The sequence below is a fragment of the Acinetobacter sp. 797_lipA genome (genome assembly GCF_058243025.1).
This window is the reverse complement of record NZ_JBZAYQ010000001.1, coordinates 3122143-3149135: the sequence shown is the minus strand read 5'-3', so window position 1 is coordinate 3149135 and position 26993 is coordinate 3122143. Positions and strand designations below refer to the sequence as shown.

Below are 26993 nucleotides of genomic sequence, written 5' to 3'. Positions count from 1 at the left end.
ATAACATGTTGAAATATTGATCATGTGCCTTTATTTGATATGATGAAAAGAAATGAAGAGGAAGCTGAACATGCGACGTATCGTGTTGATTTTAGTTCTTGCGACCAGTGCCGTTTTTGGTTGGATGTTTTATCAGTATTCTCAACAACAAAAAGAGCAGCAGCAGCTACAAAGCTATGAAACGGTGCTGTATGAAAAGACCGAACAAATTTACAAACAAGCTCAAGATTGGACCACACCAATTCAAGTCGATGTAAAAGACCCACGTCTGACAGGTGACTATCAAATTATGGCGGAGTTTGTGCTCAGTCATATGCTGCAGAATGCCGAAGCGCGTAATCAATATCTACGAGATTTAAAAGCCTTAAATTGGGATCAATTTTTAAATATTGACCGATTAAGCAAAGACAAAAAGAACAATTATTCTGAAACGGAGCAAATGCTGAAAGACGTACATGCCGTTGTCGATAGCTATGCACAGCAGGTTGAACAACGTCAAAAAGAGGCCATTGCTCAGGCCAAAGATTTAGCAATATCTGCGCGGTTCCGCCATCAACTGACTGACAGCATGAAAGCCAGTGAAAAAAGCCATGAAGCCACCCGCCTGTTTAGTCTTGAACAACAGAATTTAGCCAAGGCGGATCAAATTTTCTTGGTGCTAAAAAATAACCAATGGGAAAAGAAAAATAACACCTTTATGTTTTATGAAGATGCACCACTACAGCAGTTTAATGCGCTGTATAAAGAGATTTTGGCACTGAATAGCCAGATGCAGCAGGTCGAAAAACAGACCCAAAAAGAGGTAGAACAGAAGTTATAACACCGTACAAAGATGACAGTCTTGTAAGCGGACTGTCATCTGTTGTTCAAAATACGCTGCTAGAGTAAAAGCATCACAACGATGACGACTTTTCAGTGCAGGCAGGTGAGTCATGAGAACCATACACGTTTTTGATGATATTCAGCATGTGTATAGTGAGTTTGTAGAAAATAAAAACTATCCAAAATTAGAACGCTTAAGTAACTGGGGGAAGAATCGTTTTTTCTTCAACCAATATTTCAAAATGATTGAAGACTGGCACCACACCGAACAAATCGTGATTCAGTTTAACCAACAGTATTTCAGTCTAGATACGGGCAGCGCGCCTGACTTTATGGATAAAGAAAAGTATATGGCTTGGTTGATGGGCGAGCTCTTAATTTAAATCCTTCACACAACAGTACAGCGCCTGATTCGTTCTAGGCGCTGTGCTTTTATTGTCTTAATCAAAAATTTTATCGGCTGCTTGGAAGGGTAGGCTGACCACATCAATTGCGACGGCAAAAGGTAGCAGCACTAATTTTTCAAAAGGATTCATGCCCGACTTCGATTTATAACTTTCCTCTTGGTGGGTATAAATGCTCACCTGATAAGGCTTACTCAAAGCTTTTAAAGACGCTAAATTGTTCGCCGCAGGGTAAACCACACCTGCCAGTTTTATCTCGAAACAGAAACGCTGCGCAAACATGCGTTCATCGCTGGAACTTGAACATTCCTTCGCGCCATTTTCAATAAAAAATTCCAGATCTTTCTTGCTGATGTCTTCTTTGAGCTTCACATAAGACAGTGGCAGTGTTCCCGTAAAATGACCATCATTCTTTTCTGAATAGAAACTTAGTTCTCGGGTCACTTGAATATTTTTCGGGTCCAGTTTCCCAATCAAGCTGACAAATTGAGGACCACCTTGGGTCAATACATAACTTTTTTGTTGCCCTGCAATCACTAAACTATGCGCAGGTAAATTTGGCAGAGGCTGAGCGGGTTTGCCAAAAGCCACCACTTGGTCTTCGATCAGGGTGACTTTGTTGGTACGGGTATAGGTTTTATTGTCTTTGGTCATCAGGGTTTTGGTGGCACAGCCTGTGAATAATGTTCCCATGACGCCTAAGCAAATGATAGTTTTTAAAGGTGATGCAAACATCGATAGACTCCGAATCATTTGAAATATAGTTAAGCTGAATTTTTATTGTCTTTAAGCCTATCATTAAAATGTTCAAAAAGGCGTCAAAACTCAAAAGTTTAAAGTCATGAAAGCTCTATGAGCCGCTCAATGCAGTGGGGCGACGGATTTTATTTCTTATCCATCTGTAGTTTCTAGATACTGAATGAATGTTCATTTGAGTCTGAACTGGCTATGATCATACAAGTGTCCGATAAAAACGATGGACTAGCGAATACGTCATAACAAGGTGGGAAATCGGCTGATGCAAAACTTGATTTGTTATAAAGAGTTGCCTGTGTGGACTGCGCAGACCATTCCGCAAGGCTTTAAAAATCAACACAATACCAAAGCGGGTACGTGGGCCAAGTTACAGATTTATCAAGGTGAGCTGAGCTTTGCTTTTTTAGATGAAGCTGGTCAAGTGCAATCTGAACATCTGTTTACAGCTGAGCAACAGCCACCATTTATTCAGCCTCAAGCATGGCACAAGATTGTTTCGGCGAGTGATGACATAGAGTGTCAACTACAGTTTTACTGCACTCCGCAAGATTATTTTTATAAGAAATATCAGCTTTCACCTACCCACTCAGAAATTTTGGCGGCTACGCCGTATTTACACGGTGGTCAGGCTTTGGATGTCGGCTGTGGACAAGGGCGTAACAGTCTGTATTTAAATCGGCAGGGCTTTGAGGTGGATGCTTGGGATGTGAATCCGCAAAGTTTGCAAAAATTACAGCAAATAATAGATGCCGAAGGTATTCAAAAGATTCATCTGCAACAGCGTGATTTAAATGCTGACCCAAGCATTACAGGTACATACGACTTTATTTGCTGTACGGTGGTGATGATGTTCTTGCAAGCGCCAACGGTGAAACCATTGATTGCGCAGATGCAGCAAGCCACAAATGTAAATGGATTCAACTTGATCGTCTGTGCGATGGATACCGATGATATTCCTGCGCAGGCTGACTTTCCATTTGCGTTTAAAACAGGAGAGTTAAGTGCGTTATACGAGGGTTGGAACATCGTGAAATACAATGAAGATATCGGGGAGTTACATCGGGTAGAGGCAGATGGGAAACGGATTAAACAGCATTTCGCGACCTTGTTGGCGCAGAAAATTGAAGTATGAGCTTTTTAATTGTTTGAGTCGAATAGGTTTTGTATTCAACTCATTAATTAAATACTCGAAAGTCTTTGGTCACTTCCTTAAGTTAGATGGACTGTTCTTATATTCAGAAAAAGACAGTCTATTTAATGTGATGATGTGAGTAATTAAGGTTGATAAGTAATGTCTAAAGCTTTCAGAGGCAATTGAATAATGTCGATGGCAATTGTTAAAGGTAATAGCGGTATTGCAGACAATTTTTCACGACGAGACATTTTAATATAGCCACTTTGATTGTCGTAATACATGATACGTACTTTATAAGGATGACTTAAGGGCTTTAGATCCGTGGTATTCTCAATTTTGGGATAAATCGTACCTGAAATTTCTAAACTAAATAGATGATCTTGCTGCTCTGTCTTAGAGCAATCACATGGTGCAACACCATATTTTTTGAATAATGAACGTTCTTCTGGACTTAATATTCCATTGGGTGGTACATAAGAAAATTTAAAAGTGCCGCTAAATTTATTGCTGTTGAGCCCAGAAGAATAGAAATCAAGTTCACGATTGATATGGATATATTGCGGATTGAGTTGGCTAATGAGTTGAATAAAATCAGCACCGCCTTTATTGATGAGGTAACTGTATTTATTTCCTGCAACTACAATGCTATCAGTTGGCTCGTTTGGAAGTGCTTTAGACAGTTTGCCAAATGCAATCACATCGTCTTCAAGTAAGGTTACCCATTCGTATTTAGCCTCGTATTTTTGAAATAAGCTACGGGAGTGATGTCCAATTTCTTTATTAGCAATGCAACCTGTGAGGAAAAGTGATGTACATAGGTAGCCGATCGTCAAAAGGGAATAAAATGGTTTAATTTTCATTGTTATGTAAAAGACTGTTATATTTTAGGTCATACCATAAAGCAAAAACTTCTGAAACTCTAGGGTTTTAGTCCCCATTATTGAATTGATACGCTTCGTTAGGAATGGTCCTAAGACTGTATAAAGATCAAATTTTATGAGAAAAGGTCGAATAGGAGTAAGAGGTTTAATGAATGTTTTGGCTTTGTAAAATAGTAAATAAGATGTTTATTCAACTTATGATTCAGTTTTGAAACTTGAACTTTCTATCTGTTAGTTTATTTTAGTTAACCGCTTTAAGTTTAAGTAAATAGTATTTACTCTTTGCTTAATAAAAAAACCCCGCAATAAGCGGGGTTCTTTTTATCTTAGTGTTTAATTAAAAATTAAACACGTTCGATAATCGTTGCGATACCTTGGCCCAAACCGATACACATCGTCGCAAGACCAATTTGCGTATCTTGTTGTTCCATCACATTCAATAATGTGGTTGTGATACGTGCACCAGAACAACCCAATGGGTGACCCAATGCAATCGCACCACCATTTAAGTTAATGATGTCTTGCTTGTCATATACGCCTAAGCCTTTCATTACTGATAAGCCTTGAGCAGCAAATGCTTCATTTAACTCGATGGTTTGGATATCTGCCATCGTTAAGCCAGCACGTTTAAGTGCTTTTTGAGTTGCAGGTACAGGACCATAACCCATGATCGCAGCATCACAGCCTGCAACCGCCATAGAGCGAATTACAGCACGTGGCTTAAGACCTAAAGCTTGAGCACGTTCAGCAGACATCAGTAGCATTGCAGAAGCACCATCAGACAAAGCTGAAGAAGTCGCAGCTGTTACTGTACCGCCTTTCGGGTCAAATACAGGACGTAAACCTTTGAATGCTTCAAGGTTTGCATCTGGGCGAATTACTTCGTCGATGTCGCAAAGGATTTTGAAGCCATTGGCATCATGACCTTCAACACCTACGATTTCGTTTTTGAAACGACCTTCTTGCGTTGCAGCCCAAGCGCGGCGGTGAGACTCAACACCGAACGCATCTTGTTCTTCACGTGTAATGCCGTTCATACGACCTAACATTTCAGCCGTTAAGCCCATCATGTTAGACGCTTTTGCATAGTGCTTAGATGCTTCTGGGTTCAGGTCGATGCCGTGCATCATCCCAACGTGACCCATGTGCTCTACACCACCGATGATGAAGATATCACCTTGGTTGGTTGCAATCTGTGCAGCAGCGGTGTGTAGCGCTTGCATAGATGAACCACAAAGACGGTTAACCGTTTGACCTGCCACAGTTTTTGGAAGGTCCGCCAATAAACCAATGTTACGGCCAATGTTCATACCTTGTTCTAAAGTCTGGTTTACACAGCCCCAGATCAGGTCTTCAACTTCATTGGTGTCAAACTGGTTACGAGCAACTAAAGCACGAACCAATTCAGCCGATAAACTGTCAGCACGTACATTGCGGAACATACCGTTTTTGGTTTTACCCATTGCTGAACGTACGCCATCAACGATGACAACGTCACGTGGATTTAAAGTAGCCATTCACGTTGCTCCTTAACCGTAGAATTTTTTGTTGTTAGCAGCCATGTCACGCAACATTTGTGGCGCTTCATAAGCCTTACCTAAGTGTGCGTATTTGTCGCAAAGTGCAACGTATTCAGCAACACCTGTTTGGTCGATGTAACGGCATGGACCACCACGGAATGGAGGGAAACCTACACCCATAATCATTGCCATGTCTGCTTCAGAAGCAGTCGCTACGATGTTGTCTTCTAGGCAGCGAACAGTTTCGTTACAGAAAGCAAGCATCATACGGTCAATGATTTCTTGAGCATCAAACTCGCGTTTTTCCGCAGTTGCCACAGTAGCAACAAGCTCATACGCAGTTGGATCAACCACTTTGGCTTTTTTGCCTTTACGGTCAAGTTCGTATTTGTAGAAACCAACGTCGTTCTTTTGACCCAAACGTTTGTTTTCGTACATGATTTCGATTGAACCTTTGAAGTCTGGCTTCATGCGGTCAGGGAAACCTTCAGCCATGACTTCTGCACCGTGAACACCCGTGTCGATACCCACCACGTCGATTAGGTAAGCAGGACCCATAGGCCAGCCGAATTTTTCCATGACTTTGTCGACTTGTTGGAAGTCAGCGCCGTCTTTCAATAGAAGGTCAAATGCACCGAAGTAAGGGAACAATACGCGGTTTACAAGGAAACCAGGGCAGTCGTTTACTACGATTGGTGTTTTACCCATTTTCTGAGCAAGAACCACTGTGGTCGCAATCGCTTCAGCCGAAGTCTTCTCACCACGGATCACTTCTACCAATGGCATCATGTGTACTGGGTTAAAGAAGTGCATACCGACAAAGTTTTCAGGACGTTGTAGGTTTTCAGCCAAACGTGTGATTGAAATTGTTGAAGTATTTGAAGCAATGATCGTGTTGTCGCGAACATTCTTCTCAGTTTCAGCAAGTACAATGCCTTTTACTTTTGGATTTTCAGTTACTGCTTCAATCACGATGTCCACTTCTTTAAACTCGTCATAGCTTAAAGTTGGACGGATGCGCGCAAGAGTTTCACCCATTTGAGCAGGTTTCATCTTCTTACGTTCAACTTGTTTGGTCAGTAAGCCATTGGCTTCTTTCATACCCAAAGCAAGTTGAGGGTTACCAATGTCTTTCATGATGATTGGTGTGCCTTTGCTTGCCGCTTGGTAAGCAATACCACCACCCATGATACCCGCGCCTAATACAGCCGCTTGGTTGACAGGGTGTGCACCTTTTTCATATTTCTTCGAAGTTTTCTTCACCACTTGGTCATTGATGAATAGACCAATTAACGCATTTGCTTGTGGTGTAATGGCTGCTTTTGCAAAACCAGCCGCTTCAGCTTGCAGTGCTTCATTACGTGGAAGGCTTGCACCTGCTTGTAATGAGTCAAGAAGAAGTTTAGGCGCAGGGTATTGAGCAGGATTTGCTTTTGCAAGAACTGCACCTTTCGCCGAGTTGAACGCCATCATTTGTTCGATTGGGTTCAATTTAACAGGGTCAAGTTTTTCCTGACGTTTTGCTTTCCAGTCTACACGGCCAGCAAGGGCTTGTTTAACCAAGTCAATCGCAGCGTCTTGTAGTTTGTCTGCAGCAACAACCGCATCAACCGCACCGTCTTTCAGTGCCGCAGCAGGTTTTTTAGGATTAGCCATGGCCATCCATTCAACTGCATTGTCGATACCAATTAGACGGCTTAAACGAACCGTACCACCGAAACCAGGGAAGATGCCCAGTTTGATTTCAGGAAGACCGACTTGAGCCGCTTCTGACATCACACGATAGTCACACACGAGGCACATTTCAAAGCCGCCGCCCAATGCCATACCATTGATCGCTGCAACTTTAGGAATCTCTAAATCTTCAAATGCGTTGAAGATGTCGTGAACAGGCAATGCCCAATCCACAATCGCTTGTTCGCCTTGAGCGAAGTTTGCACCAAATTCAGTAATATCTGCGCCAACGATAAATGTAGATTTAGCCGAAGTAACGATTAAGCCTTTGATGTCACCGTTTGCTTTAACAGCGTCAATTGCAGCTTTAAAATCTTCAATCGTTGCACGGTTAAATTTGTTGACCGACTCACCTTGTAAGTCAAAGCGGAATTCTGCAATTCCGTCCGAAAGCATTTGGACGGTAATGGCATTGCCAGCGTGGATCATGCCTGATCTCCTTTATTTTGGAGGACTTCTAAGTTGATGTTGTGAAGCGAGTACGTCATTCCTACGTACATCTATGCTCCGCCAATCTTACGATAACTATATCGAAAAAGAACATAACAAGTTGTATCAAGCCGTGACGCAAGGGTCATCTATTTTTATTCAATTATTTCGTGTGCTTGCGTGATGTATTTTTGAATGATGCGGCCTAAATAGAGTGAAGTTTTTGTTTCATTTAAGATTTTTTATGGATGAGCGATCAAAAAACGATTAGACAACGCCCTTATGTTTCAAGTCAATCTTTGTGCCGATTTTGGCAATTTAGTCAATGCTACACTTGTAGGTAAACCCAAACAGAATGAAAACTTGTGATGAAAAGCTGGAAATAGGACGTACTTTGCAGCCTATGTTACAATTCGCAGTCTAGACCGAATATCGGTCTTTTTCTTTTATTTCGTTTTCTTTAGTTTCCAGGTTTTCATATGATTAAGTGGATCATTCTGGCGATTTTTATTCTTTCTGCACTTTATATTCAGCAACGTGGGAAGGTTCGTCACTCGTTTTATCGTCAATTTTTCGATCATTCAACGATTCTTGCACCGATTAACTACCTCATGTACATGTTTTCAAAGGTGCCGAATCAGCCGTATATCGACACCCAGCATTTTCAAGACTTAAGGGTGTTGGATGAAAACTGGGAAATGATTCGTGATGAAGCAAAAGCTTTATATGAGAAAGGCGGAATTAAAGCATCGAGCAGTTATGATGACTTAGGGTTTAATTCCTTTTTCAAAACAGGCTGGAAGCGTTTTTATCTGAAATGGTATGACTCTGCGCATCCGTCAGCTGCTGAACTTTGTCCAAAAACGACGGCGTTGCTGAAAACCTTGCCGACCATTAAAGCCGCGATGTTTACTGAACTGGCACCAGACAGCCGTTTGGTTCGTCACCGTGACCCCTATGCGGGTTCATTGCGTTATCACTTGGGGCTGATCACACCGAATGATGACCGCTGCTTTATTGATGTGGATGGTGAGCGCTATTCATGGCGTGATGGTGAAAGTGTGGTCTTTGATGAAACTTATATTCACTATGCTGAAAACACCACTGATCAAAACCGCATTATTTTCTTTGCTGATGTCGAGCGTCCATTAAAGACACGCTTTATGGAGCGTTTCAATCACTGGTTTGGTAAAAAAGTGATGACCGCTGCCAGTTCTCCAAATGAAGCAGGGGATCAAACGGGTGGGCTGAATAAAGTCTTTGGTTGTGTCTATCAAGTGCGGATCAAAGCCAAAGCTTTGAAGAAAACCAACCGTCAACTGTACTACTTCTTAAAGTGGTTCCTGATGCTTGGAATTTTCTTTTTGATCTTTGTTCGACCTTATGTGTTTTAAAGCACATTAAGCGCCCTGAGGGGCGTTTTTTATTTGGGCAGAAAAGGGGGAAGCCTATCTGCCCTTTTGATTTTTCTATTTATTTCAAGGCTCACAGTGGATTCGAACCACGTATGGCTTTATGCTTTATCCAGTTAAAACTAAAAACAACATGAGCGCGTATCTGTGTCATTTTTAAGATCGCAACTTATAACTTAGATAAAGCATGAGGTTTCAAGGTGCAAAAGTTTCGTTCGAAGATGGACTGGTGGTTTTTGGGGTTTATTATTGCGATGTCAGGCTTGTTGGCCCAATTGATTTTAACCACCTATGGCAAAGGCATTTTGATGCAAAATCTTTTGTTCGTTGTGGTCTATGCTTTGACTATCGGGTTGCTGTGGTGGCCACTGTGGAGCACCCGCTATGTGGTCGATCAGGAGCAACTGACAATTCGCAGTCTCTGTTTTAAATGGATCATTCCCTTAAGCGCGATACAGTCGGTTTCTGAAACAGATAATTCCATCAGTTCACCAGCCTTGTCCTTAGATCGTCTAAAGATTGAATACTTAAAAGAGGGCCAAACCAAAACCATTTTGGTGTCACCGAAAGATAAAGTAGCGTTTAAAGCTGCGTTAAAATTGTCATAAATACAGTCTTAGGTAAGTTGTATGCTTTACGGGCCTAAGCGAGTGAAAGCCTTGCTCAAATATGCCGTGAAGACTAAAGTAAAATAAACTTGAGTTCTGTTCATCCCACAAACCTCCACATGCAAAACGTCTACTTGCCGTTGAAGGATATGCTTATGAAGTCGTATCAATTGAGTCCGACACAAATTCAAACTTTAGTACCGCATATGGGAAGTTGTATCGCTTCAGATATGATTACGGTGCAAGGCCTAAAAGTGGCCTACATGTACCGTGAAGAAGCACAATCTAGTGAGGAAAGTGGTTGGGTTTTTTTATCGGGTGAAGAAGGAGATGACTATATTGAAGACCCTGAAAATTTAGGTTTTTATGAGGTCAATGTGATTGCCAATTATGATGCGGACATCATTGCTTACTTAAATGCGCCTGCGGGAAGTCACTTTGCCCGCAATGAACAAGGTGTGTTTGAACGGATCGATTTTGAAGCGATGGATCTGGAGTAAGTCTTCAACCTCAGCATCAATGTCTTTTGCCAGCAGACTGGTTTTGAAATGCACTTTCATGTGCTTGAAATGCGTCAGACCTGCCCAATCTAAAAGACAGATCAAAGGCTAAGCCTACGCAGAACAGTTGACGGCGAGCCGAGAAAACTAGGGAACCCTGTGAACGAAAACGCACGAGAACATATCGAAAAAATTTTAGCCAATATGACCACACTGCCGGGCGTTTATCGCATGCTCGGCAAAGATGGTGAACTGCTGTATGTGGGCAAAGCGAAAAATTTAAAAAATCGTGTTTCTAGTTATTTTGTCAAAACTATTGAGCACCCGAAGACCCAAGCTTTGGTGGCGCGTATTTATGATATCGAAACCTTAGTCGTTCGTTCCGAAACTGAAGCGCTGCTGCTTGAACAAAACCTGATTAAGCTGCACCGTCCACCCTATAACATCATGCTCAGGGACGATAAGTCCTATGTGTATATCTTTGTCTCTGCCGACAAACCTTATCCACGGATTGCATCGGGTCGAGGCAAAGGCAAACACCAAGTTGGGAAGTTCTTTGGGCCGTATCCGAGTGCTTATAATGCACGGGATACTTTGTTGGTTTTGCAAAAACTGTTTAATGTTCGCCAGTGTGAAAATAGCTATTTTTCACAGCGTAAGCGTCCTTGTTTGCAGTATCAAATCAAACGTTGTTCAGCGCCGTGTGTAGGACTCATTAGCCCTGAAGAGTATAAAAATGATGTCGATAACTCGATTCGTTTTTTACAAGGGGACACCAAAGAGCTGAATCAAGAACTGATTGCGAAAATGGAGCAAGCGGCCGAAGCCCTAGAGTTTGAAAAAGCGGTGTTTTACCGTGACCGTATGGCGCTGCTGCGGGATGTCCAGTCTCAACAAGCTATTTATAAGCTCAAAGGTGAGGCCGATATTTTAGCGATTGCCTATCAGGCAGGAGTGACCTGTGTGCAGATTATGCATGTGCGCAACGGGAAAATGCTCGGAGGTAAAAGCTACTTCCCAGATATGCTCGGAGATGATTTGGGGCAAATGCTGGCCGACTTCATAGCGAACTTTTATTTCCAAGTGGCAGATGAAGTACCCAGTGAGTTGATTGTAAATGTCGAATTGTCCGATCGAAAAGAACTGGAACAAGCGTTACAACAACAGTTTGAGAAGAAAGTACAGATTAAACATAGCGTACGAGAGACACGTGCAGAATGGTTAGAGCTGGCACAGATGAATGTGCAGCATGCGATCAAAGGGCAATTGGCTAATCACTTTGAGCTGAATGAGCGTTTCCATCAACTAGAACAAGTGGTGGGACATCCGATTGATCGGATCGAATGTTTTGACATCTCACATACCATGGGCGAAGAAACCGTGGCTTCGTGTGTGGTGTTCGACAGTGGCGGCATTCGTAAGCGCGATTATCGTCAGTTTTCAATTCAAGACATTACCGCGGGTGATGACTATGCCGCAATGCGCCAAGCGCTGACTCGTCGTTATAAAAAAGCCATGCTGCCTGATTTACTGCTGATTGATGGTGGTAAAGGGCAGTTGCATATGGCGATGGAAGTCATGCAAGAGTTGGGTTTAGAGGCCTTTATGATCGGAGTATCAAAAGGCGAAGGACGTAAACCAGGCCTTGAAACTCTACACTTTACCGATGGAACTAAAATTCAGTTGCCTGAAGATCATAAAGCATTGCATTTGATTCAACAGGTGCGTGATGAGGCACATCGCTTTGCGATTACTAAACATCGGGCTAAACGTGATAAAAAACGGGGTTCATCGATTTTGGAAGTAATTCCAGGTTTGGGGCCGAAACGCCGCCGTGATTTGTTGACGCACTTTGGTGGGATTCAAGGGGTGTTGAAAGCCTCCGAAAAAGACTTAACCGGAGTCCCCGGTTTGGGTGAAGTGATGGCCCGTACTATTTATAAAGTTTTGCATGAGTAGAACCGCATCTACTGCGATGGCAAAAGTGCTTATTGACCCATGGGTCATTGATCATTCACATTGGTTGAATTGTGTTGTAAAGATATAGACGGAATTTAAAACAAGGATGCTACATGTCGCTTCAACACAGTTATCAGGCTTTAGCAGAACAAGAATGGATTGATATTCCTACAGGCTGATTACAAGGACGCACGATTTATGGTGGACTGGTCGCAGGTTTAATGATGCAAAAAGCATTGTTGACTCTTGCCGATGACACGAAGCATTTACTCAGTTGTAGCGTGACTTTTGTTGGCCCAGTACAACAGGCCAAAGTTCGTTTAACCAGCGAGATTCTACGTCAAGGTAAGTCGGTTACGACCTTGGAAGTGCGTTTATGGCAAGATGATGCAGTTCAAAGCATTTTAGTGGCAAGTTTCGGGACACAGCGTGAATCGAGTATCCATGTTCATCAAGAACCTGTAGCACCAGCGTTTCCATCGGTTGATGGTCTGCCAACAGCGCCGCATCATCCGCTTGCACCTGAGTGTTTTAAGCAGCTGGATATGGTTTGGGTGACAGGACAGTATCCGTGTACAGCCAGCCCAAAGCCTGACTTTTCTGGCTGGTATCGCTTTAATCCAGACTTACATGAAAATCGAGACATGACCGTAGCCGATCTCATGGTGTCGATGGATATTTGGCCACCAGGGGTGCTACCGATGTTTAAAAGTATGGCACCTGCCAGTTCGCTAACATGGCATTTGACCTATGTGCATCCACTGAAAAATCAGTTACACGATTGGATGAAGTACCATGTTGAAACGCAATATGCTGCGGATGGATATTCCACCGAAGCCGCCTATTTGTGGGATGATCAGAATCGTTTAATTGCAATTTCACGGCAAACAGTTACCGTGTTTGCCTAGTGACACCTTTGGTCAATTCGTATAAAGTGGGCGCTATTAACGATGGATTAAACCTCAAAAAAGTGTGCATTTTCATCGTACATGAGGGAAACAACTGGCGGTGTTTATGACTACAGGTCGCATCCTGAATATTCCTAATATCTTGACCTTGGCGCGTATTGCCTTAATTCCGGTCTTTTTGTTGGTGGCCTATTGGCCCCCTGTAATGGGTATCGCTGAACAAGCGGTAAGTATGTCTCGTCATATTTTGTTGACGTCTATTTTTGTCGTTGCAGCGGTGACAGATTGGTTCGATGGTTATTTGGCGCGGACTTTAAATCAGACCTCTGCATTTGGGCGTTTCTTAGACCCTGTTGCGGATAAATTGATGGTGGCAGCAGCACTGATCGTGTTGGTGCAGTGGAAACCAGAAATTTCGATGGCATTTGCGGCGATTGTGATTATTTCCCGTGAAATTACTGTGTCAGCACTGCGTGAATGGATGGCAGAGTTAGGTGCGCGTACCAATGTAGCCGTGTCTACGGTTGGGAAATATAAAACCGCTTTTCAAATGATTGCGATTACCGTGTTCTTACTGAATTGGCAGCCGCTTGAAATGTTGGCTTATGCATTGTTGTATACCGCAGTAATTTTGACTTTGTGGTCGATGTTTATTTATCTCAAAGCAGCTTGGCCGTACTTAAAACAGCCTTAGTTTAGATGTCGAAAAGCTCCTGCGGGAGCTTTTTTGTACCTGAGATTCATTAGCTATGCGTTTCTTCCTCAGTATCATCTTCAAAAGTCTTGGCAATTTTTTCAATATTGAGGCTCTTGGCCATGGCATCGAAAATTTCCTTATAGACCCCATCCTGACGGTACAGCGCTTCATGTTCCCCATGTTCTGCAATACAACCTTCCTTCATGACATAGGTATAATCGGCATCGATAATTTGTGACAAACTATGCGAAATAATAATCACCGTTCGCCCTTGTTTGATCTCATCGAGGCTCTGTTTAATTTGCTCGCTAGCAATGGCATCGAGGCTGGCGGTTGGTTCATCGAGAAAAATAATTGGTGGATTTTTGAGGAACATGCGAGCCAGCGCAATGCGTTGTTGTTGCCCGCCTGAAAGCATCAGTGCATCGGATTGGTAAGCTGCGGGTAACTGCAAAATTTGTTCATGAATAGAGGCTTTTTCTGCGGCAGCATAGACATCTTCATCACTGGCATTGATTTTTCCATAGCGAATATTGTCTAAAATACTGCCTTGGAAAATGTGATTTTTCTGTAAGACGAGGCCAATGTGCTCGCGTAAATAGGCGGTGTCGATGTCTTGTAAATCAATTCCATCAAGCTCAATTTTTCCTGTATCTGGCTGATAAAATTTATCTAATAGGCTAATTAAAGTGGATTTTCCTGCACCGGATAAACCGACCAATGCTGTGATTTTGTTGGGTCGAATTTCCATGTTGACTTGTTTAAGCGCATGATGACCATTGGGGTAGAAAAAATCGACACTCTTTAGGCTGAATTTTCCCTGAATTTTGGGTTTGAGTGCACCACTTTGCTCGATTTCATCATCTGCTTCTAAAATTTTAAAAAAACTTTCCGCGTAAATCATCGCATCATTCACTTCATCATAAATACGGTGCAATGAACGAATTGGCGCAGAGACATTATTGAACAGCAAAATATGAAACATGATCATGCCAATGCTCATTTGTCCATCGAGTACAAAGTACGCCGTGAGGATGATAATCAGCACAATCCCGATTTGTTCAATAAAGGTCTTTAAGCCATCAAATAAAAAGCTGAGTTGGCGCGTTTGCATCTGATTATCGGTCAGTGCTTTTTGCAGTTTCAGTTGTTTGGTCGACTCAATAAACTCTCGATTAAAGGACTTAATCACGCTAATCGACTGGATAATACTGAGAATGCCTTGGCTCTTTTTTTCTCGGCCATCACGCAGGTTGCGTCGCCATCCCCCCAGTTTCTTAGCTTGTTGCAAGGTCAGCCAAAAGTAAATTGGGATAATACTGGTCGCCACCAAACCGACGTAGAAGTTGGCATAGTACATCAGCCCCAGTGCCACAATGGCACTGCTAAAAAGTGGCAAAATATCGATAAAAAAGATTTGTACCAGACGGGTCAGTGAACCAATGCCACGGTCAATTCGCGTTTGTAGCTTACCCGCTTGGTTTTGATCGGCATTAAAAAAAGCCAAACGGTAGTTGAGGAATTTTTCGATAATGCTTTGCGCCAAGTCTTGTGATACTAGAATGCGGAGCTTTTCCCCATAAAACTTTTGACCAAACTGAACTAAGGCACTGATGATTTCTTTACTGAGTAAAATCACAGAAATGGTGATCAAAATATGTAGGCCTTCGGTCAGTCCTTGGCCTTGTTCGACCAGACGGTTGATACTGTCGACAGCATATTGCAAAGTCAGGGCATTGACCTGAGCAGTGAAGGAACCAATCAGCGTCAGGATCAAGGTCGCAACTACCAATATCCGATAGGGGCGGACAAAGGGGCGAAGCTTTTGAAACAACTGCCAAAGGTTCATACATGCTTCTTTTTATTGTGAAAGTTCACATGAGTGTATGCATAAGGAAGCTAGGCGACAAGCTGTGTCTTTGTTTTGATTTGTGTCGTTCTAAATTCAGTTAAACTGTTTGCAGAGGAGGAAAAGTCATGACCTTAGATCTGTTTAGTCCTGAACCGCAAGCAAACTTGCTCCCATTCGATGGGCAGGTGCAGGACTTGGGCTTGATTTTAACGGCAGAGCAAAGTGCAAAATATTTGGATTATTTTTTAGCACATTTGGCATGGCAACCTGACGAGGTCGTACTGTATGGCAAACGTTATGTCACGGAACGAAAAGTGGTGTGGTATGGCGATGCCGAGTACCAATATCACTATTCGGGCAGTGCCAAGCAAGCACTGTTATGGAATCCAGCTTTGTTTCGTTTAAAACAACATATTGAGCAATTGGTGGGACATCCATTTAACTCGTGCCTAGCCAATTTATATGAAAATGGCAGCCAAGCTGTGGGCTGGCATAGTGATGACGAGCCTTCACTACGTTCGCCGCAGCAAGAAAATGTGGTGATTGCCTCACTCAGTTTTGGCGCAACTCGTAAGTTTTGCTTTAAGCACAAGTTTAAACAGGAAAAAGTCGAGCTGATGTTGCACAGCGGGCAATTGATCGTGATGCGTGGACAGACACAGCGCTACTGGAAACATGCTTTGATGAAATCTAGCAAAATCACTGAGCCGCGTCTGAATTTAACCTTTCGCTACTTCTATCCAGCGCCTCAAAGCTAAGTTGAGTTAAGCCTCAATATTATGCAATAGATGGCATTTCTGTTCGATTTGTAAGGCGCTATGTCTTAATATTTCGACCATTTTTTTCAGATCGACAAATTCAAACCGATTTTTTGAAGCCAATAAAGTCAGTGCCAACGGTGTATCTTTGGGCGAAAATTTGACTGGTACAGACAGACTGGCGAGGTTGGGATCAAACTCGCCATTGGAAAAATAATAGCCCTGTTTCTTAATGGCTTTCATTTTCTGTAAAAATTCATCTTGGCTTGCAGCAAAATTGACCTCGGCCAGTTGAGCCGAAAATTTTTGATAATATTCAATAATTTTAGCTTTGCTGAGCTGTGAAATGACCACTTTAGGCGATGAACCCAAATACACGGGACGTGGGCAACCGCGCCCATAAGAAAATAACTCAAGGTCTTTAAAGACTTCACCATATAGGTCAATACAGTGCTCTGCGTTGAGCTGGGTGAGGATACAGCAAAACTCCGTTCGTTCAACGATGTCTTGCATAAAAGGAATGCTGATTTGTAAGAGTGGGTCTGTGGTTCGAGAGATATAGTCCAAAACAGCAATTTGAGAGCCTAAAGTATAGTCACCGCTGGTTCCACTTAAGCGCTGTAAAAGTCCTGCAGATACCAATTCCTTTAAGTAACGATAACTGGTGGGTTGTGATAGTCCCAGTTCGGCACTGATGATATCGACATTGATAATCGGGCGTGACACAGAAAAGAGGTCTAAGACAGTGAGAATTTTACCGAAACTTGAAAGTGCCATAAGAACCTACTTAGTCAAAATAAATGCCATTTGAACGACAGTTACTATATAACAAAAACCCTAGACTCGACATGGCTTTCGTTCTGGGCGCATGGCTTTCGAGGACTTTTATCAGCATTTGCAACGCAATAAAAAGGATGAAATATGATCTTAAAAATATGTAAATTATCATATTAAGATATTTTTATTGACAAAAAAGCGTATATTTGGAAAAATTATCATCACAAATGTCTTTTAATGAATAATACTTTTGTTATTTGTTGAGCTATTTTCTTTCCTTTCAACATGGCGCTGTCTTTGACCATGTCTTTAAAAGACTTCATTGATTAAATTATTTTTTCATCCGTCTTCGCATGAGGTGAGGACGAAGTGATGCTGTTTGTCTGAGCAATGCTGTGTTGAAGAGTTGTTTAAATGTTGTCATTCAGCGCATTTAGAGATGAATCTATGTTCCTCACCAAACAGTTACTCGCATTCCGCCCAAATAAATTGGACTGGATTTTTGCGACGAAAACCTTTTTGGCAGGCATGCTTTCACTTTATGTCGCATTTTCTTTAGATTTGGCTTATCCCATTTGGGCGATTGGAACTGTCTTCGTCATCGCAAACCCATATGCGGGTATGACCTCCTCAAAAAGTCTTTATCGGGTGTTGGGAACATTGTTGGGAGCAATCGTTTCGATTGCAGCCACGCCAAACCTGATCAACGCTCCAGAATTGTTCACATTATTTTTAGCCACATGGGTCGGGTTTTGTCTATATTTTTCATTGTTGGATCGGACGCCGCGTAGCTATATTTTTATGTTGGCGGGTTATACCACGGTCATTATTTGCTACAACATTGTCTATAACATTGAAACCACTTCCATGTTTGATATGGCGATTGGTCGCTGTATTGAAATCACGGTGGGAGTACTGTGTAGTGCAGTGGTGAATGCTGTACTGTTTCCCATGCATATTGGTCCCGTAGTCAAAACCCGTATTTCACAGACTTTTCAAGACACCCGAGCGGTTTTTGATCAGATTCTGACAGATGATGTTAAGGCCATTAATTACAGCACTACACTTAGTCATATCACGCGGGATATTGCCGATATTCATGTGATGGCTGTGCATTTGAGCTATGAAAAATCGACCTTGCAGGGCATGACCAAACCGCTCCAAGAAATGCTGCATCAACTCAGTATGTTGGTGACAAACTTGGTGGCCATGGCCGAGCGAATTCAGCAGTTAGATCACATTGACTCACGCTACCGTCCAGCTTTAGAAAAGGCGCATGCACAGATTGTAAAATTTTTACAAAGTGATCAGGTCATTTTAGAGCAGGACTTAAACCAGCTACCTGAGCAGTTCGAGTCAAGTTTCCAAGCTGTATTTGACAGTGCCTTGCCACAGCAGCAAGTCATGTTGGCCAGTTTAAAAATGGATGTGCGTCATTTCACCCAAAATATACGTGCTATTAAGTTGATTTGGCAGCGTATCCAACAGGGGGATGACAGCTTACCCGCAATCGTGACCCCAATTAGTACAAACTATCCCAATTTACATCGAGATCATGGCGTAGCCGTGCGTGGCGGCATTTCAGCTTTTATTGTGGTGCTTGTGGCGACTGGCTTTTGGATTGTCAGTGGTTGGAAAGCGGGTTTTATGATGGCAGAGATGGCCGCTATTTGTGCCTGTATTCTGACCAGTATGGACAACCCCGTTCCTGCCTTAAAAATCTTTATCCGTGCCAGTCTGTATGCGGCGATTATTGTCTTTATTTATGCTTATGGCATCTTTCCGCACATCAGCGCTTTTTGGATGTTGGCTGTGGTGTTGGCCCCTTTTTGTATGTACTGTCTGATGCTGTTTTTACACCCACCACTCACAGGTTTGGCGCTACCTTTGATAATGGGTGTGGTCATGGGCTTAAACCTGCAAAACCGTTATCACCTTGACCAAGTGATGTTTTTTGATGCATCGATTGGGACGGTACTTGGCCCCATCATTTCTGTCTATGTGATTCACTTGGTGCGTGCGATGTCGCCGGACATTACCGCCAAGCGAATCTTGTCTTTACATTATAAAGCGATACGACAAGCGCTTTATTTACCTTATGGGGTGGAATTTAGAGTGCATTTGCGCAGTATGTTGGATCGGATAGGCGTACTGAATACCAAGTTGGTACAGTCCGATCGCTTGAAGCAAAAAATCAATTTGGCCCTGATTGAATCCAGTGCGGTGATTGATTTAACTCGGGTGCAAGAACTGATTGAAAAAATGCCTATGCAGGCCTCTATCACGCTGCATCTACAAGAACTACAAAGCCAAATGGATGCTTATTTTCACGCGAAAGAATTAGACCATAGCGACCTACAGGTCAGACAACACATTTTGGACAAAATTCAGATCATTCAGGCCGAGCTTATACAGCGGCAAGACCTAAGTATTGCTCGGCGTTTGCAAGTTTCACTGAATAATATTCAAAGCAGTCTCTGTCATGCGACATGGGACGAAATGTCTCAAGTCCGTTTGCTGGGAGCATAACGATGGGTGAACTTAATATCTATGGTGTGTATGTGCCAGTTTTGGTCATTCAGGCGGTATTGGCTTACATCGTATTGCGGTTACTCATGCGGGTGACCGATCCTTGGGTCGACCAAGGCTGGATTTTTTTACCCAGTATTTTTTATTTATGTCTCTACATTACTGTGCTTGGCGTAGTCCATTGGGGTTTTATCGTGAGCTTTGCCTAAGCGCACATCTGATTGAAATGAATGAGGTAAAAGAAATGGCATCCTTTGATTGGCGTAAACTGAGCCGTCCCATCACTTTAGTACTGATTGCGGGTATTGCGATCGCGGTGCTCGTGCATCTTTGGCATTATTATAATGCTGAACCGTGGACACGTGATGGGCGGGTTCGTGGCGATGTGATTCAAGTGTCTTCCGATGTATCAGGCTTAGTCACTGAAGTTTTAGTGCACGATAATCAAAGCGTCAAACAAGGGCAGGTGCTGTTTAAAATTGATGTGGCACGTCAGGCGCTTGATGTGGAACAAGCCAAATCAGACTTGGCTAAAGCCAAAGCCAGTTTGGCCGCCGCCGAAGCGGAGCTGTTTCAAAGCAAAGCCAATTTGACCAAATCACAAGCCAATAGTCACTTGGCCGATAAAAATGCAGAACGCTATGCCAATTTGATGGATGGTGCTATTTCAAAGCAAGAACAAGATCAGATGTTTGCCGTACGAGATCAATCACATGCCGAACATGAACAAATGCAAGCGGCGATTCAGCAGGCCAAAGCCAATATTGCGCAGCAACAGGCGTTAATCGATGTAGCCACCAGTAATTTACATTTGGCTGAATTAAACTTGAACCGTTCCGAAGTCCTAGCACCAGCCGATGGCACACTGTCTAATTTTGAGATGAAAGCAGGGAATTATGTCAAAGTGGGACAAGCGGTAGCGGCGCTATTAGATCGCTCGCAGCTTTATGTGGTCGGTTATTTTGAAGAAACCAAGTTAAATAAAATATATTTGGGTGCGCCCGCGACTGTACAGTTGATGGGGGACTCAAACATCCTAAAAGGACATGTGCAGGGGATTGCTTCAGGCATTGAAGATCGTGAACGAACTACAAGTACAGGTTTGTTGGCCAATGTAAATCCAACCTTTAGTTGGGTACGTTTAGCGCAGCGCGTTCCTGTGAAAATTGCACTGGATGATATTCCAAAAAATGAATTGGCCTTTGTCGCGGGGAGAACCGTAACGGTACATATTACCGAGTCACAGCACTAAATTGACCTCTGTTCATTTCAAAAAAAGCATCCGATGAGGATGCTTTTTTTGAACGCTATTTGATGTGTTGAGATCCGACTCCAGTCATAAAACCCATGTCATCTGTTTTAAGAAAGTCTTACTTAAGGTGTAAGACCTTCAGGATCGCGATACCAGCTTTCAATAAACAAGGTTGCGGCAAGGCTATCAGCAGAAAGTTTTTTACCTCGACCTTGCGCATGGTAATGGCTCAGCTCATCACGGGCTGCACGTGTACTTAAGCGTTCATCCACCATCCATGTTTCAATATTGGTTTGATGACGTAAACGACGTGCGAACTTACGTGCTCGAGCAGATAATTCCGACTCGCTATCATCCATATTGAGTGGTAAACCGACTAAAAATACATTGGGTTGATATTGCTTAATAATTTTATGCAGTTCATCCCAATTGGGGATGCCATCTTTCATTGGAAACAAAGCCAAAGGCGTTGCACTTTCAATCAGTGCTTGACCGACTGCCATGCCCATTTTTTGTGTACCAAAATCAAATGCCATAATCATTTGGGGCGTGTTTAAATCAGGCATGTCCAATCTCAGAAGACAACCAGGTTCGATCCAGCCCGAGCTTTTTATAGGCAGCATCCCAACGGTCGTCATAAGGAATATTAAAAATCAAATCCATATCAGCATCGCAGACTAACCAATCACCACGAGATAGCTCATTTTCCAATTGGTTTTTGGTCCAACTGGTATAGCCCAAAGCAATTTGATAGCGCCCCACGCCTTCGTTATGTGCAATCGCATCTAAAATATCTTTAGACGTGGTGATACAGATATTTTCGCCCACCGCAATGGAAGAGTGCCATGTCGGCTGACCCGTATGTAAGACAAAGCCAGCTTCTGGACGCAAAGGCCCACCTTGGAGAACATCGTGTGGTCGTACGTGATCAGCTTCAATTTCAAGATCATTGAGCAGTTCTTTGACTGAAAGTCCTGAAGGGCGGTTGATGATGATGCCTTGAGCACCTTCCTCATCGTGTCGGGCCAAATAAATCACGGTATGGGCAAAGACTTCATCTGCCATATCGGGTGGGGCAATGAGACAGCGATGCGTCAGATATTGTTTGCTCACCTAAAGGCTTCTCCTTGAAATTAAAATGCTTCTAGTCAAATGTTGTTATCTACCACGTTACTAGACTAATGCACTTTCTCCAAATCTTTTTTTGTGATCCAGTCCACATAAATTAGGCAGATTGAAACTTCAACTGACGTAATTGCTTGGCATGTTGCAGCGTGGTGTCATTGATTTCAACGCCACCTGTCATGCGTGCGAGCTCATCGATACGCTCATCTTCTTCTAAGTTTAAAATGGTACTGCTGGCAGGGTCGGTCTGACGTTTTTTCACCAACAAGTGCTGGTCAGACTGTGCAGCAACTTGAGCTTGGTGTGTAATACACAGAATTTGCACATGCGAACCCAAGTCGGCCAAGAGACGACCGACAATTTCCGCCGTGCCACCACTAATGCCGACATCAATTTCATCGAAGACTAAAACTTCTGCTTCAGTTTTTTCAGCATTCATCACTTGCATCACCAACGCGATACGTGACAACTCTCCGCCTGAAGCAACTTTGGCTAATGGTTGTGGTGGAATGCCTTTGTTGGCGGTGAACAGTAATTGGATAAAACTTAGGCCTTCACTAGAAACTTGCTCCATTGGTTCAAACTTAAACTCAAAGTGCGCTTCAGGCAGAGCCAATTGTTTGACCTGTTCGGTTAAATGTTTTGCCAAGGGTGCGGCTGCATCGCGACGAATTTGGTCGAGGTGCTGGGCTTTACTTAACAGGTCCTGATGCGAGACTTCAACTTGCTCAGCTAATGTTTCTGGGTCTTCTAATAAATGGAGTTGTGCCAGTTCAGATTGCCATTGTTCATGTTCTTGTTTTAAGTGTTCTGGCTGCGTGCGGTACTTACGGGCAAAACGGTGGAACATCTCAAGCTGGGTGTTCAACTCTTCCATACGTTCTGGGTCATAACTTTGACGGTCAATAAACTGACGGAGATTGGCTGTGGCATCGTCAAGCTCACTTTGTGCATTCAGCAAAGACGTATGAATCTCGGCCAATTGTTCACTGCGTCCTGCATGTGATTCTAAGCGGCGAATAATACTGGAAATTTCTTGATTAATATTTTGTTCAGCATCATCTAAGGCCGTAACAGCATAACTACAGTCCTGCATGATATTTTCATGATGCGACAAGCGATCGAACTCTTGTTCAATCTCTTTATAGTCGATTTGCACCACATCTTCGAGTTCCTCTAATTGTAAACTCAATGTATCCATACGCTGTTTACGCGTGGCTTGAGCATCCAATGCTGCTTGGTGCTGACGAATGTCTTTTTGCCATGTGCTATAGGCTTCACGCACAGCTTGCGCTTCTGGGTAGAAGTTATGATAGAGGTCTAACCAGCGTCTTGGATAAGGCGGCTCTAATAGCTGTTGTTGACTGTGTTGACTATACAGCTGTACCAGCAAACGCCCGATTTCTTTCAATTCAGTTAAGCTGCTCGGACGACCATTAATCCATGCTTTACTGCGGCCAGTGGCAAAAATAACCCGTCTTAGATGAATTTCTCCTGACTCATCATCTAACTCATGTGCCTTTAACCATGTGGCTTCAGGGCTGTGCTCTTGATAGCTGAAAATAGCCGTGACATCGGCTTTGTCTGAACCGAAACGGACATAGTTGGTGTCGGTCCGTTCTCCCAGACAGGCGGACAGTGCATCTAGCAATAATGATTTGCCCGCACCTGTTTCCCCAGTCAGGACATTAAAACCTTGATCGATATCAAGTGCTAAGTGATCGGCTAAAGCAAAATTAATTAAAGTTAAATGTGTCAGCATAAACGCATCCGAGCTGCGAAAAGTTTTAGTTTAAGATAGTGAAGTTTTATTCAGCCGACAAGACGGCAATGCTATTCGTTTTGTGCAAAGTCGGCTTATTTTAGCGTGAATCTGAAAGTCGACCTAGCAGATTTTTTTAATCCGACTGTTATAGCAAACACAGCACAAACATGTGGGTATGCGATGTATACAGAAAGAGCACGACTCAGCGAACGGATCGCATTGGCAAAAAACACGCCAAAATAGGCTAGAAAGTGAGGCAATTGTACGATGGTCGGACTTTAACAAAATATTGATTGAGGGGAATAAAACATCGATTGATTAGTTAATCGCACATCTTTAAACTAGCGAATCAATACGAATATAAATGCGCATTATCTGGAGTGTACGCATGTCAACTCAGTTCGACCATGTCTCTGTCATTAAAAAATCCAATGTTTATTTTGGCGGTTTATGCATCAGTCATACTGTGCAATTTGAAGATGGTACCAAAAAAACGTTAGGGGTCATTCTTCCGACAGAGCAAGCTTTGACGTTTGAAACACATGTGGCAGAGCGTATGGAAATTATTTCAGGCGAATGTCGTGTACAAATTGCAGACAGCGAAGAGAGTGAATTGTTCCGCGCAGGTCAGTCTTTTTATGTGCCTGGCAATAGTCGTTTTAAAATTGAAACCGACGAAGTGTTGGACTATGTGTGCCATTTAGAAGGCTAAGCTTTCAGCTGATACTCGCCAAGTAATTTCAAGCGAAATCGGTTAAACTATCCGTTGCACAGCAATCCTGTAAAGTCAGCTTTACAGGATTTTTATTTTTGGCACATCGTGTCGATGGTCATTTATCTTTTAGAGGTCCTACATGGCTAAACCTGAATATTTCTATGGCGTTCATTCGGTGGAGTCATTGTTGGAACTTGAACCTGAACGCGTACTGACGCTTTTTACCTTAAAAGGGCGTGATGACCAGCGTTTAAAACGCGTACTTGAGTTGGCTGAACCTTTTGGTATTAGCGTACAACAAACGGGTCGTGATCGATTAGAAAAAATGGCTGGCTTACCGTTCCACCAAGGGGTTGTGGCTGCGGTCCGTCCTAATCCAGTTTTCAATGAAAAAGATTTAGAAGCCTTACTGAAACAATCGCCAAATTGTTTATTGCTGGGTTTAGACCAAGTCACCGATCCGCATAACCTCGGCGCATGTATCCGTACCGCAGCTGCAATGGGCGTTGAGGCCGTGATTGTGCCTCGTGATCGTTCTGCAAGTTTGACCCCGACCGCGCGCAAAGTTGCGGCAGGTGGTGCTGAAAAAGTTAAATTTATCCAAGTGACCAATCTGGCTCGGACTTTAGCGCAAATTAAAGATGAGTTTAATGTGCGTGTGGTCGGTACCATGTTGGATGAAAAAGCCTTACCACTACAACAGTTCGATTTTACTGGAACGGCTGTATGTGTGGTGATGGGTGCTGAAGACACAGGTCTGCGTCCAATTACTCAGTCTCAATGCGATCAAACGGTTTATATTCCGATGGCGGGCAATCTACAAAGTTTGAATGTCAGTGTAGCAACGGGTATGGCTTTGTATGAAGCATGCCGTCAACGTAATGTCTAAGTTTTTTTAATTCCTGATTCAATGTAAGCACAATGATGACCCCTCAAAAACAAGGCTATGTATTTATTGCCATCACCATGTGTATTTGGGGGGGATTTACCTTAACGGCGCGGCTCAGTGCCAATTGGGGCATTGGTGCGTGGGATATTACCGCCTTACGTTTTCTCTTGGCGTTTTGCATCTTAATGCCAATCTTGATCTATAAAAAAGATACCGCCTTTTTGTGGAAGAAAGAGCCTTTTATTTTGGCGATGATTGGAGGGGTGTGCTACTGCATCACCGCTTATAGCGCTTTTCATTATGTGCCTGCGGCACATGCTGCAATCTTTCTCAATGGCTGTATTCCGCTTTGCACGGCTGTCGCAGCTTATCTTTTATTTCGACAACCATTTGATCGGCATACTTGGCTCAGCCTCAGTATTATGTTGCTGGCACTGGCGGCCATGAGTGGGCTGATGTATCAAGAAACAGGTATCGCCTTTAGTTTAGGTGATGGCTTGTTTTTCCTCAGTGCCGTGCTGTGGGGAACATTTACCGTTTTATTGAGACAATGGAAACTATCGGCATGGCACTCCATGGCAGGTGTTGCGATTTGGGCTGCGATTGTTTTTGTGCCGATTTATGTTTTATTCCTCCCCAAAACCATAGCGCATGTGCAACCTGTGCAATTGATTGCTCAGGTGGTATTTCATGGTGTGTTCGTAGTCATCGTGGCGACACTCACTTATGTGGAAGCCATTAAGCGTTTGGGGGCATTTAAAACAGGCAGTATTGTGACGTTGGCGCCTTTTATTGCTGCGATTATTGCGGTTCCTTTGCTCAATGAGCCTTTGAGTGTTGCGATTTTATGTGGTCTTCTGGGAATGGGGATCGGGGCCTTGCAGCCATGGCGTTGGATACGGCAGGACAGTCTGAAAGCCCAACTCGTACAACAAAAAAAGCAGTCATAATCGACTGCTTTTTTTAGACTTCTGAATGGGCCAAATACTTTAAATGCAAAGGTCTGAGTTGTGCGTATAAGTGTTCCAAGTGCCCATCATTTACCACAATATCATCGGCTAACGCTTGTTTTTGTTCACGGGACATTTGCGTTTTAATGATGGTTTGAATTTGCTCAATGGTTTGATGGTCGCGCTGTGAAGCGCGGAGAATTTGGATATCAGTTGAAGCATCGATCAAAAGCGTATGTTGCGTCAGTTCATGCTGATTAGTTTCAAAAAGTAGCGGTGAAACCAAAATTGCATAAGGGCTGGTCGCAGCTTGTAATTGTTGCATGATGGACTGACGAATTGCAGGGTGGGTGATCTTTTCCAATTGCTTACGGGCAGACGGGTCCTGAAAAATGTGTTCACGTAAAGCGCGTCGATTCAGTTCGCCATTGTCCAGTAAGGCCCACTCGCCGAAGCTGCTTCGAATTTGCTGAAGTGCGGGTTGCCCTACAGCAACAATCTCTCGAGCAACCACGTCAGCATCAACTACCTGTATGCCTTGTTGTTCAAACCAGTGGCTTGCAGCAGATTTTCCACTGCCAATCCCGCCTGTCAGACCTAAAATAAATGACATATT

General features: G+C 43.1%; 25 protein-coding genes and 1 pseudogene. 16 read left to right on the top strand and 10 right to left on the bottom strand.

Annotation, left to right across the window (positions count from 1 at the left end):
* Nucleotides 1-70 precede the first annotated feature (70 nt).
* Together AC4CU2_RS15575 and AC4CU2_RS15570 are read left to right on the top strand one after the other, a co-directional pair.
* Nucleotides 71-820, top strand: a complete 750-nt coding sequence (locus AC4CU2_RS15575) for a hypothetical protein (protein WP_490769067.1) — start codon at nt 71-73, stop codon at nt 818-820.
* Nucleotides 821-932: 112 nt separating this feature from the next.
* Nucleotides 933-1205 carry a hypothetical protein gene (locus AC4CU2_RS15570; RefSeq protein ID WP_005400961.1) on the top strand — a complete coding sequence of 91 codons (273 nt, stop codon included), beginning with the start codon at nt 933-935 and terminating at the stop codon, nt 1203-1205.
* A 57-nt stretch (nt 1206-1262) separates the two neighbouring features.
* On the opposite strand, the gene AC4CU2_RS15565 is transcribed toward AC4CU2_RS15570, so the two are convergent.
* Nucleotides 1263-1961 (bottom strand): YidX family protein, encoded by a 699-nt coding sequence (locus tag AC4CU2_RS15565; protein ID WP_219190263.1) that lies wholly within the window; start codon nt 1959-1961, stop codon nt 1263-1265.
* A 283-nt stretch (nt 1962-2244) separates the two neighbouring features.
* Between AC4CU2_RS15565 and tehB the strand changes: the two genes are divergently transcribed.
* On the top strand, nt 2245-3114 hold the full coding sequence (gene tehB / locus AC4CU2_RS15560) for an SAM-dependent methyltransferase TehB (RefSeq protein WP_490769066.1): 870 nt from the start codon (nt 2245-2247) through the stop codon (nt 3112-3114).
* Nucleotides 3115-3257: 143 nt separating this feature from the next.
* On the opposite strand, the gene AC4CU2_RS15555 is transcribed toward tehB, so the two are convergent.
* From AC4CU2_RS15555 to fadB, 3 genes are all read right to left on the bottom strand, one after another.
* Nucleotides 3258-3977: a YidX family protein gene (locus AC4CU2_RS15555; RefSeq protein ID WP_148826876.1), complete on the bottom strand. Its 720-nt coding sequence runs from the start codon at nt 3975-3977 to the stop codon at nt 3258-3260.
* 365 nt (nt 3978-4342) lie between these two features.
* On the bottom strand, nt 4343-5515 hold the full coding sequence (gene fadA / locus AC4CU2_RS15550; RefSeq protein WP_148826875.1) for an acetyl-CoA C-acyltransferase FadA: 1173 nt from the start codon (nt 5513-5515) through the stop codon (nt 4343-4345).
* A gap of 12 nt (nt 5516-5527) precedes the next feature.
* Nucleotides 5528-7681: a fatty acid oxidation complex subunit alpha FadB gene (gene fadB / locus AC4CU2_RS15545; protein WP_004978714.1), complete on the bottom strand. Its 2154-nt coding sequence runs from the start codon at nt 7679-7681 to the stop codon at nt 5528-5530.
* A gap of 479 nt (nt 7682-8160) precedes the next feature.
* Here fadB and lpxO point away from each other — a divergent pair, with 479 nt between their 5' ends.
* The 6 genes and pseudogenes from lpxO (at nt 8161) to pgsA (ending at nt 13762) form a co-directional block, all read left to right on the top strand.
* Nucleotides 8161-9075 carry a lipid A hydroxylase LpxO gene (gene lpxO / locus AC4CU2_RS15540; RefSeq protein ID WP_078425762.1) on the top strand — a complete coding sequence of 305 codons (915 nt, stop codon included), beginning with the start codon at nt 8161-8163 and terminating at the stop codon, nt 9073-9075.
* Between the two features lie 218 nt (nt 9076-9293).
* Nucleotides 9294-9701, top strand: coding sequence for a PH domain-containing protein (locus AC4CU2_RS15535; protein WP_490769065.1), 408 nt, complete (start codon nt 9294-9296; stop codon nt 9699-9701).
* A gap of 155 nt (nt 9702-9856) precedes the next feature.
* Nucleotides 9857-10201 carry a DUF2185 domain-containing protein gene (locus AC4CU2_RS15530; RefSeq protein WP_490769064.1) on the top strand — a complete coding sequence of 115 codons (345 nt, stop codon included), beginning with the start codon at nt 9857-9859 and terminating at the stop codon, nt 10199-10201.
* Nucleotides 10202-10360: 159 nt separating this feature from the next.
* Nucleotides 10361-12160 carry an excinuclease ABC subunit UvrC gene (gene uvrC / locus AC4CU2_RS15525; RefSeq protein WP_490769063.1) on the top strand — a complete coding sequence of 600 codons (1800 nt, stop codon included), beginning with the start codon at nt 10361-10363 and terminating at the stop codon, nt 12158-12160.
* 113 nt (nt 12161-12273) lie between these two features.
* Nucleotides 12274-13068, top strand: a pseudogene (locus AC4CU2_RS15520) (thioesterase family protein).
* A gap of 106 nt (nt 13069-13174) precedes the next feature.
* A complete protein-coding gene (gene pgsA, locus AC4CU2_RS15515; protein ID WP_004692729.1) occupies nt 13175-13762 on the top strand; it encodes a CDP-diacylglycerol--glycerol-3-phosphate 3-phosphatidyltransferase in 588 nt (195 codons plus the stop codon).
* Between the two features lie 49 nt (nt 13763-13811).
* On the opposite strand, the gene AC4CU2_RS15510 is transcribed toward pgsA, so the two are convergent.
* The gene (locus tag AC4CU2_RS15510; protein ID WP_490769062.1) at nt 13812-15614 is read right to left on the bottom strand and encodes an ABC transporter ATP-binding protein; all 1803 of its coding nucleotides are present in this window, start codon (nt 15612-15614) and stop codon (nt 13812-13814) included.
* Between the two features lie 128 nt (nt 15615-15742).
* Here AC4CU2_RS15510 and AC4CU2_RS15505 point away from each other — a divergent pair, with 128 nt between their 5' ends.
* Nucleotides 15743-16375 (top strand): alpha-ketoglutarate-dependent dioxygenase AlkB family protein, encoded by a 633-nt coding sequence (locus AC4CU2_RS15505; RefSeq protein WP_131229876.1) that lies wholly within the window; start codon nt 15743-15745, stop codon nt 16373-16375.
* A gap of 6 nt (nt 16376-16381) precedes the next feature.
* On the opposite strand, the gene AC4CU2_RS15500 is transcribed toward AC4CU2_RS15505, so the two are convergent.
* Nucleotides 16382-17152, bottom strand: a complete 771-nt coding sequence (locus AC4CU2_RS15500) for an IclR family transcriptional regulator (RefSeq protein WP_004692725.1) — start codon at nt 17150-17152, stop codon at nt 16382-16384.
* A gap of 447 nt (nt 17153-17599) precedes the next feature.
* Between AC4CU2_RS15500 and AC4CU2_RS15495 the strand changes: the two genes are divergently transcribed.
* Genes AC4CU2_RS15495 through AC4CU2_RS15485 form a run of 3 tightly spaced genes read left to right on the top strand, consistent with a single transcriptional unit; the run spans nt 17600 to nt 20933 of the window.
* Nucleotides 17600-19681 (top strand): FUSC family protein, encoded by a 2082-nt coding sequence (locus tag AC4CU2_RS15495; protein ID WP_490769246.1) that lies wholly within the window; start codon nt 17600-17602, stop codon nt 19679-19681.
* Between the two features lie 2 nt (nt 19682-19683).
* Nucleotides 19684-19890, top strand: coding sequence for a DUF1656 domain-containing protein (locus AC4CU2_RS15490; RefSeq protein ID WP_125273382.1), 207 nt, complete (start codon nt 19684-19686; stop codon nt 19888-19890).
* A gap of 35 nt (nt 19891-19925) precedes the next feature.
* On the top strand, nt 19926-20933 hold the full coding sequence (locus AC4CU2_RS15485; protein ID WP_010325761.1) for an HlyD family secretion protein: 1008 nt from the start codon (nt 19926-19928) through the stop codon (nt 20931-20933).
* 122 nt (nt 20934-21055) lie between these two features.
* Here AC4CU2_RS15485 and ruvX read toward each other — a convergent pair whose 3' ends face one another.
* From ruvX to recN, 3 genes are all read right to left on the bottom strand, one after another.
* Nucleotides 21056-21499: a Holliday junction resolvase RuvX gene (gene ruvX / locus AC4CU2_RS15480; protein WP_062035179.1), complete on the bottom strand. Its 444-nt coding sequence runs from the start codon at nt 21497-21499 to the stop codon at nt 21056-21058.
* Nucleotides 21492-22046: a YqgE/AlgH family protein gene (locus tag AC4CU2_RS15475; RefSeq protein WP_490769061.1), complete on the bottom strand. Its 555-nt coding sequence runs from the start codon at nt 22044-22046 to the stop codon at nt 21492-21494. Before AC4CU2_RS15475 ends, ruvX begins: the two co-directional genes overlap by 8 nt.
* 112 nt (nt 22047-22158) lie before the next feature.
* Nucleotides 22159-23820 (bottom strand): DNA repair protein RecN, encoded by a 1662-nt coding sequence (gene recN, locus AC4CU2_RS15470; RefSeq protein ID WP_490769060.1) that lies wholly within the window; start codon nt 23818-23820, stop codon nt 22159-22161.
* 391 nt (nt 23821-24211) lie between these two features.
* Here recN and ppnP point away from each other — a divergent pair, with 391 nt between their 5' ends.
* From ppnP to AC4CU2_RS15455, 3 genes are all read left to right on the top strand, one after another.
* A complete protein-coding gene (gene ppnP / locus AC4CU2_RS15465) occupies nt 24212-24535 on the top strand; it encodes a pyrimidine/purine nucleoside phosphorylase (protein ID WP_004692718.1) in 324 nt (107 codons plus the stop codon).
* A 142-nt stretch (nt 24536-24677) separates the two neighbouring features.
* Nucleotides 24678-25427 (top strand): 23S rRNA (guanosine(2251)-2'-O)-methyltransferase RlmB, encoded by a 750-nt coding sequence (gene rlmB, locus AC4CU2_RS15460; protein ID WP_004692717.1) that lies wholly within the window; start codon nt 24678-24680, stop codon nt 25425-25427.
* A gap of 32 nt (nt 25428-25459) precedes the next feature.
* A complete protein-coding gene (locus tag AC4CU2_RS15455) occupies nt 25460-26377 on the top strand; it encodes a DMT family transporter (RefSeq protein WP_490769059.1) in 918 nt (305 codons plus the stop codon).
* A gap of 13 nt (nt 26378-26390) precedes the next feature.
* On the opposite strand, the gene coaE is transcribed toward AC4CU2_RS15455, so the two are convergent.
* Complete coding sequence (gene coaE / locus AC4CU2_RS15450) at nt 26391-26990, bottom strand: dephospho-CoA kinase (RefSeq protein WP_178895931.1); 600 nt, start codon at nt 26988-26990, stop codon at nt 26391-26393.
* Nucleotides 26991-26993 lie beyond the last annotated feature (3 nt).

Coding starts and splice junctions, on each gene's coding strand:
- AC4CU2_RS15575 (WP_490769067.1), top strand. CDS start 71: ATGCGACGTATCGTGTTGATTTTAGTTCTTGCGACCAGTGCCGTTTTT.
- AC4CU2_RS15570 (WP_005400961.1), top strand. CDS start 933: ATGAGAACCATACACGTTTTTGATGATATTCAGCATGTGTATAGTGAG.
- AC4CU2_RS15565 (WP_219190263.1), bottom strand. CDS start 1,961: ATGTTTGCATCACCTTTAAAAACTATCATTTGCTTAGGCGTCATGGGA.
- tehB (WP_490769066.1), top strand. CDS start 2,245: ATGCAAAACTTGATTTGTTATAAAGAGTTGCCTGTGTGGACTGCGCAG.
- AC4CU2_RS15555 (WP_148826876.1), bottom strand. CDS start 3,977: ATGAAAATTAAACCATTTTATTCCCTTTTGACGATCGGCTACCTATGT.
- fadA (WP_148826875.1), bottom strand. CDS start 5,515: ATGGCTACTTTAAATCCACGTGACGTTGTCATCGTTGATGGCGTACGT.
- fadB (WP_004978714.1), bottom strand. CDS start 7,681: ATGATCCACGCTGGCAATGCCATTACCGTCCAAATGCTTTCGGACGGA.
- lpxO (WP_078425762.1), top strand. CDS start 8,161: ATGATTAAGTGGATCATTCTGGCGATTTTTATTCTTTCTGCACTTTAT.
- AC4CU2_RS15530 (WP_490769064.1), top strand. CDS start 9,857: ATGAAGTCGTATCAATTGAGTCCGACACAAATTCAAACTTTAGTACCG.
- pgsA (WP_004692729.1), top strand. CDS start 13,175: ATGACTACAGGTCGCATCCTGAATATTCCTAATATCTTGACCTTGGCG.
- AC4CU2_RS15510 (WP_490769062.1), bottom strand. CDS start 15,614: ATGAACCTTTGGCAGTTGTTTCAAAAGCTTCGCCCCTTTGTCCGCCCC.
- AC4CU2_RS15505 (WP_131229876.1), top strand. CDS start 15,743: ATGACCTTAGATCTGTTTAGTCCTGAACCGCAAGCAAACTTGCTCCCA.
- AC4CU2_RS15500 (WP_004692725.1), bottom strand. CDS start 17,152: ATGGCACTTTCAAGTTTCGGTAAAATTCTCACTGTCTTAGACCTCTTT.
- AC4CU2_RS15495 (WP_490769246.1), top strand. CDS start 17,600: ATGTTCCTCACCAAACAGTTACTCGCATTCCGCCCAAATAAATTGGAC.
- AC4CU2_RS15490 (WP_125273382.1), top strand. CDS start 19,684: ATGGGTGAACTTAATATCTATGGTGTGTATGTGCCAGTTTTGGTCATT.
- AC4CU2_RS15485 (WP_010325761.1), top strand. CDS start 19,926: ATGGCATCCTTTGATTGGCGTAAACTGAGCCGTCCCATCACTTTAGTA.
- ruvX (WP_062035179.1), bottom strand. CDS start 21,499: ATGCCTGATTTAAACACGCCCCAAATGATTATGGCATTTGATTTTGGT.
- recN (WP_490769060.1), bottom strand. CDS start 23,820: ATGCTGACACATTTAACTTTAATTAATTTTGCTTTAGCCGATCACTTA.
- ppnP (WP_004692718.1), top strand. CDS start 24,212: ATGTCAACTCAGTTCGACCATGTCTCTGTCATTAAAAAATCCAATGTT.
- rlmB (WP_004692717.1), top strand. CDS start 24,678: ATGGCTAAACCTGAATATTTCTATGGCGTTCATTCGGTGGAGTCATTG.
- AC4CU2_RS15455 (WP_490769059.1), top strand. CDS start 25,460: ATGATGACCCCTCAAAAACAAGGCTATGTATTTATTGCCATCACCATG.
- coaE (WP_178895931.1), bottom strand. CDS start 26,990: ATGTCATTTATTTTAGGTCTGACAGGCGGGATTGGCAGTGGAAAATCT.